This is a genomic window from Arthrobacter sp. Ha26, from assembly GCF_059091705.1.
This window is the reverse complement of record NZ_JBNHGX010000003.1, coordinates 345267-358743: the sequence shown is the minus strand read 5'-3', so window position 1 is coordinate 358743 and position 13477 is coordinate 345267. Positions and strand designations below refer to the sequence as shown.

At 66.0% G+C, this 13477-nt stretch carries 10 protein-coding genes; 6 read left to right on the top strand and 4 right to left on the bottom strand.

Going from position 1 to position 13477, the window contains the following annotated elements; genetic code table 11:
* Positions 1-83: 83 nt before the first annotated feature.
* From AC5RVY_RS10115 to AC5RVY_RS10105, 3 genes are all read right to left on the bottom strand, one after another.
* Positions 84-2417: a SulP family inorganic anion transporter gene (locus tag AC5RVY_RS10115; protein ID WP_493954569.1), complete on the bottom strand. Its 2334-nt coding sequence runs from the start codon at positions 2415-2417 to the stop codon at positions 84-86.
* 136 nt (positions 2418-2553) lie between these two features.
* Positions 2554-3306: a class I SAM-dependent methyltransferase gene (locus AC5RVY_RS10110; RefSeq protein ID WP_493954568.1), complete on the bottom strand. Its 753-nt coding sequence runs from the start codon at positions 3304-3306 to the stop codon at positions 2554-2556.
* 85 nt (positions 3307-3391) lie between these two features.
* Positions 3392-4348: a heme o synthase gene (locus AC5RVY_RS10105; protein ID WP_493954709.1), complete on the bottom strand. Its 957-nt coding sequence runs from the start codon at positions 4346-4348 to the stop codon at positions 3392-3394.
* 541 nt (positions 4349-4889) lie between these two features.
* On the opposite strand from AC5RVY_RS10105, the gene tkt reads away from it, so the two are divergent.
* Genes tkt through pgl form a run of 6 tightly spaced genes read left to right on the top strand, consistent with a single transcriptional unit; the run spans position 4890 to position 13124 of the window.
* Positions 4890-7007, top strand: a complete 2118-nt coding sequence (tkt, locus tag AC5RVY_RS10100; protein ID WP_493954708.1) for a transketolase — start codon at positions 4890-4892, stop codon at positions 7005-7007.
* Between the two features lie 27 nt (positions 7008-7034).
* Positions 7035-8150 carry a transaldolase gene (gene tal / locus AC5RVY_RS10095; RefSeq protein WP_493954567.1) on the top strand — a complete coding sequence of 372 codons (1116 nt, stop codon included), beginning with the start codon at positions 7035-7037 and terminating at the stop codon, positions 8148-8150.
* Positions 8151-8156: 6 nt separating this feature from the next.
* The gene (locus AC5RVY_RS10090; RefSeq protein WP_493954566.1) at positions 8157-9791 is read left to right on the top strand and encodes a phosphoglucose isomerase-related protein; all 1635 of its coding nucleotides are present in this window, start codon (positions 8157-8159) and stop codon (positions 9789-9791) included.
* A 15-nt stretch (positions 9792-9806) separates the two neighbouring features.
* Positions 9807-11378, top strand: a complete 1572-nt coding sequence (gene zwf / locus AC5RVY_RS10085; RefSeq protein ID WP_493954565.1) for a glucose-6-phosphate dehydrogenase — start codon at positions 9807-9809, stop codon at positions 11376-11378.
* Positions 11375-12316, top strand: a complete 942-nt coding sequence (locus AC5RVY_RS10080; RefSeq protein WP_493954564.1) for a glucose-6-phosphate dehydrogenase assembly protein OpcA — start codon at positions 11375-11377, stop codon at positions 12314-12316. The genes zwf and AC5RVY_RS10080 overlap by 4 nt, the downstream gene beginning before the upstream one ends.
* On the top strand, positions 12306-13124 hold the full coding sequence (pgl, locus tag AC5RVY_RS10075) for a 6-phosphogluconolactonase (protein WP_493954563.1): 819 nt from the start codon (positions 12306-12308) through the stop codon (positions 13122-13124). Before AC5RVY_RS10080 ends, pgl begins: the two co-directional genes overlap by 11 nt.
* Here pgl and AC5RVY_RS10070 read toward each other — a convergent pair.
* Positions 13077-13469: an RNA polymerase-binding protein RbpA gene (locus tag AC5RVY_RS10070; RefSeq protein ID WP_493954562.1), complete on the bottom strand. Its 393-nt coding sequence runs from the start codon at positions 13467-13469 to the stop codon at positions 13077-13079. The genes pgl and AC5RVY_RS10070 overlap by 48 nt on opposite strands.
* Between the last annotated feature and the right edge of the window lie 8 nt (positions 13470-13477).

Sequence of the window (13477 nt, the reverse complement as noted above, 5' to 3'; positions counted from 1 at the left end):
GGCACAAAACCAGATGGCCCCCGGTTCGCAGCGAACCGGGGGCATCTGTGTCACGACGGTATTAGCCGCCACGCTCCGGCGCGTTAGCGCGAAGGCGCCGGGGCAGCGGAGTTTGCGGCAGCCTGCGCAGGATCGAGGAACCGGATCCCGGTTGGCTCCACCAGCAACACGCGCGCCGTGCCAATGTCGTAAAACAGGCCGGTTGACTGCAACCGGCCCGCAGCGAGTTCAGGCCCCACAACCGGATGGGTGTCCAGTTTGCGCAACTGGACGGCGACGTTCACCATGGCCAGTTGGTCCAGGCGGTCGTACCCGGCGGCCGCAGCTTCCCGGGCAACGGGATGGTCCGCGAGCTCCCGGTAGCTGGGCCGGGCATGGTCCAGCCAGGCATCGAAGCCGGCGCCGAGCGAAGCGTTGCCGTTTCCCTCGGCGTCCGCGATCAGTGCCTTCATTGCACCGCAGTCGGAGTGTCCACCGATGACAATTGAATCCACGTCGAGGGCCTTCACCGCGAAAGACAGAGCCGAGTCGACCGACGCGTCCTGGCCGTCGTGGCACACCACGTTGCCAATGTTCCGCAGGGTCAGAAGGTCCCCCGGCCCGCTGCTGGTGATGAGGTTGGGGTTCACGCGGGAGTCCACGCAGGCAACAAACAAGGTGTCCGGGTTCTGGCCTTCCACCAGGTCCTGAACAAGGGGTTTGACCTGGTCGGCGAAGCGGCGGTGGTATTTGTTGACCCCCTCCAGGAGCAATTCAAGCGGCTGGGCTTCCCTGCCAGCCGGGTCGGCGGCTCCGTCCCCGGCAGATCCGGCGGACTGCCAGGAGGCCCTGGGCGGAAGCGGAAGCTCCCGGGCTTCCTGCCGCTGCGGTGTCCGGTGTGCGGCGTCCTGGAAGAGGGTGTTTCCGTGTTCCTCAAGGCGGACAGTCCCGCCGGCCGCTTCGTGCTGCTTCTGCCAGGCGATCAGGGCTTCCCGGAAGGCATGGTCCACGTAGTCCGCGTTCAGCTCAACCACCGCGTCGGTGCCTGCCGGAACCGAATGCAGCACCCGGTTCAGCCGCGGCAAGGCGAAGAAGCTGCACGAGCCGCCGATGGTGACGCGCCAGGGGGCCGACGGAGAGATGGGCTGACGGGCGTGGACTGCGGCCCGGAGCACACGCAACAGCACGCTGGCCGCGGCAAGTGCCAGGCCGATCATGACGCCTTCCAGCAGATTCAGGAACACCACGCAGAGAAGGGTCACGACGTAGATCAGGAGGTCACCGGTGCGCAGGCTTGTGCGGATGTCGGCAACCTTGATCAGGCGTGCGCCGATGACCACCAGCAGTCCGGCCAGGACGGACAGCGGAATCAGCTGGATCAGCCCGGCGAAGATTGCGGAGAAGGCCAGGACCCACACGCCGTGCAGGACGGCCGACGCGCGGGTGGCTGCGCCTGCCTCCACGTTCGTTGCACTGCGGACAATCACACCGGTTACCGGCAGGCCGCCCAGGGAGCCGGACAGGATGTTGGCCGCCCCCTGGCCCACAAGCTCCCGGTTGAGGTTGGTCCGCGGGCCGGTGTGCATTTTGTCCACGGCCACCGCGGAAAGCAAGGATTCGATGCTGGCGATCAGGGCCATGGAGATGACGGCGAAGGCGAGGGCACGCCAGTTGCTGTCGGGCAGTTGCGGCAACGCAACGGCGTCGAATATCGACCCTTCGAAGGAGATGCGCTGGACGCCCGGGGCGAACGCCACAGAGAGGGCGGTGCCGGCAACGACGGCGGCCAGTGACCCGGGAACCCGGCGCACCGCTGCTGGAAGGTACTTCCAGCCCAGCAGGATGCCGACGACGGTGAGCCCCAGCAGGGCTGCGTGCAGTTCGACGTTAGTGATGGCCGCGGGCAGCGCGGCGAGGTTTTCCAGGGCCGGGCCCGCCGGCTCTGATCCCAGCAGCACGTGGAGCTGCTGCAGGATGATGGTAATGCCGATGCCGGCGAGCATTGCCTTGACCACCACGGGCGAGACGGCCAGCGCGGCGCGCCCCACACGGCTGAGGCCGAGCAGCAGCTGGACGACGCCGGCCGCGGCAGTGATCGCGCACGTCACCTGCCAGCCGAACTCCTGGACCAGGCCGGCGACGACGACGGTGAGCCCCGCCGCGGGTCCGCTCACTTGGAGCGGGGAGCCGCCCAGGCTGCCGGCAACTATGCCGCCGATGGCTGCGGCGATGAGTCCGGCCATGACGGGTGCGCCGGACGCGGCGGCTATGCCGAGGGACAGGGGCAGGGCAACAAGGAACACCACGAGTGACGCCGGGACGTCAGCGCCGAGATGCTTCAGGAAGCCGGGCCGCACGCATTTCCGGGTGCCCCTCCCCGGCACGGGCGGGCTGTGGACCGAGGTCTGGATGGTGGAGGGATCAGGCGCCTGTGCCATGGGTTTTTCCTTTGCTCGCGGGCAGGATCCATCCAAGGGTAAGCACGTTGTCACGGTAGGTGACACTAAACGTGATCAATATGACAAGCTGGTCACGTGCTTGTCGGATCTGCCAAGTCCTCGCGGCTGGAGCGCCTCAGCCTGCCAGGCGGTACACGGACACGTGGCTGCGGGAGTCTGCGGTGAACTGACTGCGGTCCCAGTCAGCCCAACGGGACTCCAGCTCGAATCCGGCCAGCCGCGCCATGAGGTCGAGCTCGCTGGGCCAGATGTAGCGGTGGGGTGTCCGGTCAATTCGGGCATCCCGCCCATCCGGCAGTTCCGGGTTGAACCGCACGTGATGGGATATGACGTGCTGCTGCAGCACGTCATAGCTGTCCACCAGCAGATACCCCGGCTGGCTCACCTCGACAGTCCCGCCGTGCCCGGGCGGCAGCGACCGCAGCTGGGGGACCCAGAGCTCAATCACAAAGTGTCCGCCGGGTGCGAGGTGGCGTGCAGCGTTGCGGAAACACCGGACCTGCTCGTCCTGGGTCAGGAGGTTGGAGATGGTGTTGAACACCAGGAACACCAGCGAAAAGTTGTCCCCTGCCACTGCCTCGCGCATGTCACCCTGCACGACGGGAATACTGCCCCCCGCCGCCTTCTCCCGGAGGCGGGAGATCATTGCGTGCGAGAGTTCGATGCCGCTGACCTGGACTCCTGCCTCGGACAGGGGAATGGCAACCCGGCCCGTGCCGATGGCAAATTCGAGGGCAGGACCGGAACCAGCCAGCTGTGCCAGGACCTCTACGGTGGGGGCCAGTACTTCCGGGGAAAACATTCCGACTCCGGGCGTATCGTACTGGGCGGCAGCGCGGGCGTCCCACAATTCTTGTTGGTTGATCATCACGCCACTATGGCATCCGCCTAGCGGGCCTGCCAGCAATTCGGGGCAGGATCCCCCAGCCGGGACTGCGGCACCGTAACGCGGACTAGCCGGCCATGACCGCCTGGCCGATGAACGGGTCCACCGCCAAGGCGATGAAAAGCAGCGTGAGGTAGCTGATGGAGCCGTGGAAGACTTTCATGGCGCGCTTGTCAGAGATGTCTTCTCGCTGGGCCCGGTTGTACAGGGAGTGTGATTCGTAGAGGAACCAGGCGCCTGCCAGGACGGCTGTCACTGTGTACACCCACCCTGCCCCGCCGGCGGGAACCATCAGCAGCGAGCAGGCCACCATGGCCCACGCATAGAGGACCACCTGGACAGAGACCACCTTGGCTCCGGCGATGGCACCGAGCATCGGCACGTTGGCGTTGCGGTAGTCCTCGCCGTACCGCATGGACAGGGGCCAGTAGTGCGGCGGCGTCCAAAGGAAGATCACCATAAAAAGGATGACCGCCGGCCACTCCACGGAGTTGGTCACGGCCGCCCAGGCGATCAGCACGGGGAAGCAGCCCGCCGCGCCGCCCCACACAATGTTCTGCGCGGTGCGCCGCTTGAGGATGATTGTGTAGATCACCACATAGAAGAAGATGGCCGCCAGGCCGAGCCATGCGGACAGCGGATTGGCGCCGAACCACAGGATGGCGATCGCGGCAGCCCCCAACAGCCAGGAGAAGACCAGCGCTTCCCGGGGGGTGACTTCACCGGTCACCAGGGGCCGGTTCTCCGTACGGTGCATCAGCTTGTCGATGTCCCGGTCAATGTAGCAGTTGAACGCTCCGGCACTGCCGGCTGCGAAGGCACCGCCCACCAGGGTGGCCAGGATCAGTCCGATGGAGGGAAAGCCGCGCTCGGCGTAAATCATGGTGGGAAGCGTACTGACCAGCAGCAGCTCAATGACGCGGGGTTTCGTGAGGGCGAGATACGCCTTTGCCTTACGGGCAATCCCGGCGTTTGCCCGGGATGCGTTCAGCGGCGTATCTGTTGTGCTCACGGTGGCGGTCACCCGTTCTGTTGGCAGTTCTGTCTGGCTGTCCAGCTGTGTCATGCGGCCCTGCCCGTCCGGGCACCTGCGGACCAACCCCATGGGGATCCGCGCGCCGGCCAAGGGTCTCCGGGTGGGCAAAGGGGTCCCTGGTCCGGTGCTGGCCTCCAGATATCATACCGTGCCGCTCCCCTCCCAACGGCCCGTCATGTACACGCACCCATCGCCCCGGATTTGGTGCTGATGATTGCCCGCGCACCCATTCGAGCAGATTAAGTCAGCCTCGCTTCAGGAGGGTTCACAAAGGCGGAAATTGCGTCCACAACGTGAGATTCCGGCCGCCCGAACAATGGAATGGAGCTAAGCTGGCAACAGATCAGCACGCAGGAGGGAAGCCGTGGAAAACGCATTCCCGTTCTGGCCAGTGGCTGAGTGAAAGATCAACGTTTCGATGGTGAACGGCTGGTACACACCGCAGCGGGCGCCACACGGCGTGCCTTCATGCGGACCCGGTGTGCCGCCTGCCATCAGCACAGAGAGGGGCCCGGTTTTCGTGCCACATTTGGAAGAGCAAGAACTGTCCTGGACCAACTTGGACCAGCGCGCGGTGGATACCATCCGCGTACTGGCCGCGGACGCGGTGGAGAAGGTGGGCAACGGACACCCGGGAACGGCCATGAGCCTGGCGCCGGCCGCGTACCTTCTCTTCCAGAAGCTGATGCGCCACGATCCCCGCAATCCTGAGTGGCTGGGCCGTGACCGTTTCGTCCTGTCCCCGGGCCACACGTCGCTGACCCTCTACATCCAGTTGTTCCTCTCCGGCTACGGCCTGGAACTGAAGGACCTTGAGGCGCTCCGCACCTGGGGTTCACTGACCCCGGGCCACCCGGAGTACAAGCACACCGCCGGTGTGGAAATCACCACGGGCCCGCTGGGCCAGGGCCTGGCTTCCTCGGTCGGGTTCGCCTACTCCCAGCGCCGCCAGCGCGGCCTGTTCGATGCCGACGCCGCTCCCGGCACCAGCCCGTTCGACCACACCATCTGGGTGATCGCGTCCGACGGCGACCTCCAGGAAGGCGTTACCTCCGAGGCTTCCTCGCTGGCCGGCCACCAGGAGCTGGGCAACCTCGTTGTGATCTACGACGAGAACCACATCTCCATCGAGGACGATACCGACATCGCTTTCACCGAGGATGTGCTGAAGCGTTACGAAGCCTACGGCTGGCACACCCAGCGCGTGGACTGGACCAAAACCGGCGAATACAAGGAAGACGTCCAGGAGCTCTACTCCGCGCTCCTTGCCGCCAAAGCTGAAACCTCCAAGCCTTCCATCGTCTCGCTGCGCACCATCATCGGCTACCCGGCCCCCAAGAAGCAGAACACCGGCAAGATCCACGGTTCTGCCCTCGGTGCCGAGGAAGTTGCAGCACTCAAGGAAGTCCTGGGCTTTGACCCCGCCAAGTCCTTCGACGTGGACCAGGACGTCCTGGCACACGCCCGTGCCGTGGTAGACCGCGGTGCCGCTGCCCGCAAGGAATGGGAAGAGTCGTTCAACGCCTGGCAGGCCGCCAACCCCGAAGGCGCGGCCCTGCTGCAGCGCATCGAGGCCAAGGAACTTCCCGAAGGCGTCGATGCCGCCCTCCCCGTCTTCCCGGCCGGCAAGGATGTCTCCACCCGTGCGGCGTCCGGCAAGGTGCTGAACGCGCTGGGCCCGGTGCTGCCGGAACTGTGGGGCGGCTCCGCCGACCTTGCAGAGTCGAACAACACCACTATTGAGGGTTCGCCGTCGTTCGTTCCGGCGTCCAAGCAGACCAATGCCTGGAAGGGCAACCCGTACGGTCGCGTCCTGCACTTCGGTATCCGCGAGCACGCCGCAGCCTCGATCGTGAACGGCATCAGCCTGCACGGCCGCACCCGCGCATTCTCCGGTACCTTCCTGATCTTCAGCGATTACCAGCGCCCCGCCATCCGGCTAGGTGCCCTGATGGGCGTCCCGTCCCTTTACGTCTGGACGCACGACTCCATTGGCCTCGGCGAAGACGGCCCCACCCACCAGCCGGTGGAACAGCTCGCCTCGCTGCGCGCCATCGTGGGCCTGGACGTGGTCCGCCCCGGTGACGCCAACGAAGTGGCCGTGGCGTGGAAGACCATGCTGGAAAACCACAGCAACCCCGCCGGCATCGTGCTGACGCGCCAGAATATCCCCACCTGGGAACGCGGCGAAGGCCTTGCCGACGGCGACACCTTCGGTGCCGTGGCCGGCGTCGCCAAGGGCGGGTACGTCCTGGCCGAGGCCTCCAAGGACGGTGCCACCGTTCCGGCCGACGTGATCCTGATTGCCACCGGTTCCGAGGTCCAGCTGGCCGTCCAGGCCCGCGAAGCCCTGCAGGCCGAAGGCATCGCCGCCCGCGTGGTCTCCATGCCTTGCGTGGAATGGTTCAACAAGCAGGACGCCGCCTACCGCGAATCCGTCCTGCCCGCCGCCGTCAAGGCACGTGTCTCCGTTGAGGCAGGACTGTCCCTGGGCTGGAAGGAATTCGTCGGCGACGCCGGCCGTTCCATCAGCCTCGAGCACTACGGCGCTTCCGCCGACTACAAGCGCCTCTTCCAGGAGTTCGGCATCACGGCGGAAGCAGTTACCGCCGCCGCCAAGGACTCCCTCGCCGGCCTCCAGGCCTAACAACCAATTTCTGAGGAGATAAACACCATGACTACTCCCACCCAGCAGCTCTCCGACGCCGGAGTATCCATCTGGCTCGATGACCTGTCCCGCGGGCGCCTGGAAACCGGCACCCTGCGCAAGCTCATCGAAGAGAAGAACGTGGTTGGTGTGACCACCAACCCGTCCATCTTCCACGCCGCCATCACCGCTGGCACGGACTACGACGCCACCATTGCAGCACAGGCAGCAGCGGGCGCCAGCGTCGAGGACACCATCTTCGAGATCACCACCACCGACGTCGCCGATGCCTGCGACCTGTTCGCCCCCGTGGCAGCAGCCACCAAGGGTGTCGACGGCCGGGTATCCATCGAAGTTGACCCGCGCCTGGCCTGGGATACTGCCGGCACCATCGCCGAAGCGAAGCACCTGTACAAGAAGGTCAACAAGGACAACGTCCACATCAAGATCCCGGCCACGCTTGAAGGCCTGGAAGCAATCACCGCGACGCTGGCCGAGGGCATCAGCGTCAACGTGACCCTGATCTTCTCGCTGGAGCGCTACCGCGCGGTCATCAACGCTTTCCAGTCGGGCCTGGAGCAGGCCAAGGAAAACGGCCACGACCTCTCGAAGATCCACTCCGTGGCTTCCTTCTTTGTCTCCCGCGTAGACACCGAAATTGACAAGCGCCTGGACGCCCTTGGCACCGACGAGGCCAAGGCCCTCAAGGGCAAGGCCGGCCTGGCCAACGCCCGCCTGGCCTACCAGGTCTACGAAGAGCTCTTCGCCACCGAACGCTGGGCACTGCTGGCAGAAGCCGGCGCACTCCCCCAGCGTCCGCTGTGGGCCTCCACCGGCGTGAAGGACCCGGCCTACCCGGACACCCTCTACGTCACCGAGCTCGTCGCTCCCGGCGTGGTGAACACGATGCCCGAGAAGACGCTGGACGCCACGTTCGATCACGGCGTGATCACCGGTGACACCGTCACCGGCACCTATGCCGAAGCCAACGCCACCCTGGACGCGCTCGAGAAGCTGGGCATCTCCTACAACGACGTCGTCGCACTCCTCGAATCCGAAGGCCTCGACAAGTTCGTGGCCGCCTGGAAGGAGCTGCTCGGCGACGTCGAGGGCGCCCTCGCCTCCGCACGGAAGGCTTCCTAACCGACAATGAGCACACTCAGCTACGAAGCCACCGGTGCCGCTCAGCAGGCACTCGAGCAGCACCTTCCCGCCCTGGTGGAGGACCGGATCGCCACCCGGATCTTCGCGAAGGACCACACCCTTTGGGGTCCTGACGCCGAATCCGAATCGGCCATCCGCCTTGGCTGGGTCGAGGCGGCCACCGTCTCGCAGCCGCTGGTGAAGGAGATCCTGGAACTCCGTGACGCCCTCCGGGCCGAGGGTGTGACCCGCATCGTGCTTTGCGGCATGGGTGGGTCCTCCCTGGCTCCGGAGGTCATCGCCGGTACTGCCGGCGTCGAGCTGACTGTGCTGGACAGCACGGACCCGGACCAGGTCCGTGCTGCCCTGGCGGACCGGCTGGCGGAGACTGCCATCGTGGTCTCCTCCAAGTCGGGTTCCACCGTGGAAACGGATTCCCAGCGGAGGGTGTTCGAGAAGGCGTTCAACGACGCCGGCGTCGATGCCGCCAGCAGGATCATCATCGTCACCGATCCCGGTTCCCCCTTGGACAAGGCCTCCCGCGACGCAGGCTACCGGGCTGTCTTCAACGCCGATCCCAACGTGGGCGGCCGCTTCTCTGCCCTGACCGCCTTCGGCCTTGTGCCTTCGGGACTGGCCGGAGTGGACATTCAGGCCTTCCTGGACGAAGCCGAGGAAGCAGCTGAAGTCCTCAACGACGACGCTCCCGAGAACATCGGCCTTGCACTGGGAACAGCACTGGGCGGTACCAGCCCGCTGCGCAACAAGATCGTCATCGCCGAGGACGGTTCAGGCATTGTGGGCTTTGCCGACTGGGCCGAGCAGCTCATCGCCGAGTCCACCGGCAAGCTGGGCACCGGCGTCCTGCCGGTGGTGGCAGGCCCCGACTCACCCGAGGTTTCCTCCGGCGCCCCGGACGTCCTGGTGGTCCGGCTGGTAGCCGCGGACGCCGACGTCGAGCTCGGTGAAAACCAGGTTGCCATTGCCGGCGGCCTGGCCGCCCAGATGATGGTCTGGGAGTTTGCTACTGCCGTGGCTGGCCGCCTGCTGGGCATCAACCCGTTCGACCAGCCGGACGTCGAGGCTGCCAAGGTGGCGGCCCGCGGCCTGCTGGACGCGCAGCCTGAGCCTACGCCCGCAGCTTTCGTTGACGGTGCCATCGAGGTCCGCGGCGGGGAGTGGCTTGGCGGTGCAGCAACGGCAGAAGAGGCAGTGCGTGCGCTGCTGGGCACCCTCGAGGCGGACAGCTACTTGAGCGTCCAGGCTTACTTTGACCGCCTGGCCTTCGCACAGCTGGAAGGCGTCCGCGACGAACTGGCAGCTGTCTCCGGCCGTCCCGTCACGTTCGGGTGGGGACCGCGTTTCCTGCACTCCACCGGGCAGTTCCATAAGGGCGGACCGGCAATTGGCGTGTTCCTGCAGGTCACGGCGGCCTCGGCCGAAGACCTTGCCATTCCGGAACGTCCCTTCACGTTCGGAGAACTTATTGCCGCGCAGGCCGCGGGCGATGCCCAGGTGCTCAGTGAGCATGGCCGTCCCGTGCTGCGCCTGCACCTGACCGACCGGGCTGCCGGTGTGGCACAGTTGCAGGACATCATTGCTGCGCTGTCCGCCAGGTCAGCCTCCGTTACCGAGAGCTAAGGCACACACGCAACCATGCCAGAAACTGAATACGGCAGGTCGTCCGGGACGCGTCCCGGGAAGCCGCTGCGTAATCCGCTCCGGGATCCGCGCGACCGCCGTTTGAACCGGATTGCGGGTCCGTCTTCGTTGGTGCTCTTCGGGGTAACCGGTGACCTTGCCCGCAAGAAGCTCATGCCGGCCGTGTATGACCTGGCCAACCGTGGGTTGTTGCCGCCGAGCTTCGCGTTGGTCGGTTTTGCCCGGCGCGAGTGGGACAAGGAGGACTTCGCCGCGGAGGTGAAGGCCTCTGTGCAGGCCTACGCGCGGACGCCGTTTGATGAGGCGGTGTGGAACCAGCTGTCCGAGGGCATCCGTTTTGTCCAGGGTGAGTTCGACGACGACGGCGCGTTCGAGCGGCTCGGCGAGACCATCAAGGAACTCGACGACGTCCGGGGCACGCGCGGTAACCACGCGTTCTACCTCTCTATCCCGCCCAAGGCCTTCGAGCAGGTCTGCCGGCAGCTGTCCAAGCACGGCCTGGCCCAGGCCGAGGGTGACAAGTGGCGCCGCGTGGTGATTGAGAAGCCGTTCGGCCACGACCTTGAGTCCGCGCGGAAGCTGAACGACATCGTGGAATCGGTGTTCCCGGCGGATGCCGTGTTCCGGATTGACCACTACCTCGGTAAGGAAACGGTCCAGAACATCCTGGCGCTGCGGTTCGCGAACCAGCTGTTCGAGCCGTTGTGGAACGCGAACTACGTGGACCATGTCCAGATCACCATGGCCGAGGACATCGGCACCGGCGGCCGGGCGGGCTATTACGACGGCGTGGGTGCGGCCCGCGACGTGATCCAGAACCACCTGCTCCAGCTGCTGGCCTTGACCGCTATGGAAGAACCCATCTCGTTCAACGCCGATGACCTGCGGGCCGAGAAGGAAAAGGTCCTCGCCGCGGTGAAGCTGCCTGATGACCTGTCCACGCACTCGGCCCGCGGCCAGTTCACGGGCGGCTGGCAGGGCGGAGAACAGGTCCAGGGCTATCTGGAGGAAGAAGGCATCCCTGCTGATTCCACCACCGAGACCTTCGCAGCGATCCGGGTGGACATCCACACCCGCCGCTGGTCCGGTGTTCCGTTCTACCTTCGCGCCGGAAAACGCCTGGGCCGCCGGGTCACTGAGATCGCTGTGGTGTTCAAGCGCGCGCCAAACCTGCTGTTCCGCGACCACGGTGAGGATGATTTCGGCCAGAACGCCGTGGTTATCCGGGTCCAGCCTGACGAAGGCGTGACCATCCGGTTCGGCTCCAAGGTTCCCGGCACGCAGATGGAAGTCCGCGACGTGACCATGGACTTTGGCTATGGGCACTCGTTCACCGAGTCGTCCCCGGAGGCGTATGAGCGGCTGATCCTGGACGTCCTCCTGGGCGAGCCGCCGCTGTTCCCGCGGCACGAGGAAGTGGAACTGTCCTGGAAGATCCTCGATCCGTTCGAGGACTACTGGGCCACCCTGGACGAACAGCCGGAACCCTACGCCCCGGGCAGTTGGGGCCCGGCCTCTGCTGATGAGCTGCTGGCCCGTGACGGACGAACCTGGAGAAGGCCATGATTGTAGACCTGCCGGACACCACCACCTCAAACGTGTCCAAGAAGCTCATGGCGCTGCGCGAGCAGGGCGGTGTGATCGCTTTGGGCCGGGTACTCACCCTCGTGGTGGTCACTAAGTCCGGTCTTGAGGAAGAAGCCATCGAGGCAGCCAACGATGCCAGCCGGGAGCACCCGTGCCGGATCATCGTCCTGGCCGACGCCGGAGCCGCCGCAGAGGACAAGCTGGACGCCCAGATCCGCGTCGGCGGTGACGCGGGCGCCTCAGAGGTGATCGTGCTGCGCGGCTACGGAAAGCTCGCGCACGAAAACGAATCCCTGGTGGCCGCCCTGCTGCTCCCGGACGCGCCGATCGTGGCCTGGTGGCCCCATGGTGCGCCGGAAAACGCGTGCGAAACCTCCATCGGGAAAATCGCGCACCGCCGGATCACCGATTCCGCCAATGAACCGGACCCGCAGGCGGCGCTGGAAAGAATCCACAGAACCTACCGGGCCGGGGACACGGACCTCGCCTGGACCCGGCTGACCAACTGGCGGATCCAGCTCGCAGCAGCACTGGACGAAGTGGATTCCTCGCCGGTGACCGCGGTCGCCGTCGAGGGTGCGTCGGACTCCCCGAGCACCATCCTCCTCGCGGCCTGGCTCACCCTTGCCCTGGAGGCACCGGTGACCATCGTGGCGGACCCCGCCGGGACCGGGATCCGGCGGGTCCGGCTCTCCCGCCCCGGCGGCGACGTCCAGCTCTTCCGTCCGGGACTGTCCGTGGCCGAGTTGACCCAGCCGGGACAGCCCGCCCAGCGGATCTCGCTGCCCCGTCGCAGCCTCCGCGATTGCCTGGCCGAGGAGCTGCGCCGCTTGGACCCGGACGAAGTCTTCGGTGAAGTGATTACTATGGGACTGCCACGAACAAGTCTAAGGAGCGTCCGACCCAGTGAGCGTTGAGCCAAGAGTAAGCATCCACCCTGATTCGTCGGTGCTGATGGCGGCCATTGCGGCCCGCCTGATCACCAAGCTTGTTGATGTGCAGGACAAGTACGGTGAAGCCACGGTGGTGCTGACCGGCGGCACAGTGGGCATCGGCACACTGAAGGCTGTTGCTGACTCTCCGGCGGCCCCTGCCGTCGACTGGTCCAAGGTCAATTTCTGGTGGGGAGATGAGCGGTTCGTCGCGTCCGGCGATCCCGAGCGGAACACGAAGCAGGCGTACGACGCACTGCTCTCGCATATCCCGGTGGACCCGGACCGGATCCACGAGCCCGGTTCCTCGGACCACTTCGGCAGCCCCGAGGAGGCCGCAGACGACTATGCCCGCCGGTTGCAGGAAGCGGCAGCCGCCGAGCATGCAGCCGACATGTCCGATGACCGGCCGGAGGAGCCATCCGCGCTCCCCCGCCTGGACATTGTGCTGCTCGGTGTGGGACCGGATGCGCACATCGCGTCATTGTTCCCTGAACAGGCCGGCGTCCGTGAGAAAGTCCGTACCGTTGTGGGGGTCCGCAATTCGCCCAAGCCCCCTCCGCTGCGCGTGTCCCTGACGCTGCCGGCCATCAATACGGCGGCTGAAGTGTGGATGGTGGTGGCAGGCGAAGATAAGGCCGGCGCCGTGGGCCTGGCCTTGGCCGGGGCCAACCCCGTGCAGGTCCCCGCTGCGGGCCCGCGCGGCACATCGCGGACCCTGTGGCTCATTGACGAAAACGCGGCGTCACGTGTCCCGCACCAGCTCGTCCGGAAGGACGCTGCGGGCGCGTAGCCGTTCCACCGCTCCAGCCAGGAGGTCTTCGGCGTCCTGGCTGGAGCGCCGCTCTTTAACGTATTCCAGGTGGCTTTTATAGCCGTCCGGAAGCATGTCCAGATCAGCGGGCGCCACCCCGTCCCTTACTGCCGCTGTACCGCAGCGCCGGCAGTCCCACACCTCCGGGATTTGGTCCTCGGGGAGTTTGAGGAAGACCAACCGGGTTTCGTGCCCTTTGCCGCACCAGTACGAGATCCGCATGCGCGGGAGGCTGTTGCCCTGGTCCTGCCCTTGGAAACTCGTTCCCGTTCCTTCCGTAACACCCGCGCGGGTGCCCCGGAAACCTGATGTTGGATGGATCATCGGGGCTC

Coding starts and splice junctions, on each gene's coding strand:
- AC5RVY_RS10070 (WP_493954562.1), bottom strand. CDS start 13,469: ATGATCCATCCAACATCAGGTTTCCGGGGCACCCGCGCGGGTGTTACG.
- AC5RVY_RS10080 (WP_493954564.1), top strand. CDS start 11,375: ATGATTGTAGACCTGCCGGACACCACCACCTCAAACGTGTCCAAGAAG.
- zwf (WP_493954565.1), top strand. CDS start 9,807: ATGCCAGAAACTGAATACGGCAGGTCGTCCGGGACGCGTCCCGGGAAG.
- AC5RVY_RS10090 (WP_493954566.1), top strand. CDS start 8,157: ATGAGCACACTCAGCTACGAAGCCACCGGTGCCGCTCAGCAGGCACTC.
- AC5RVY_RS10110 (WP_493954568.1), bottom strand. CDS start 3,306: ATGATCAACCAACAAGAATTGTGGGACGCCCGCGCTGCCGCCCAGTAC.
- AC5RVY_RS10115 (WP_493954569.1), bottom strand. CDS start 2,417: ATGGCACAGGCGCCTGATCCCTCCACCATCCAGACCTCGGTCCACAGC.
- tal (WP_493954567.1), top strand. CDS start 7,035: ATGACTACTCCCACCCAGCAGCTCTCCGACGCCGGAGTATCCATCTGG.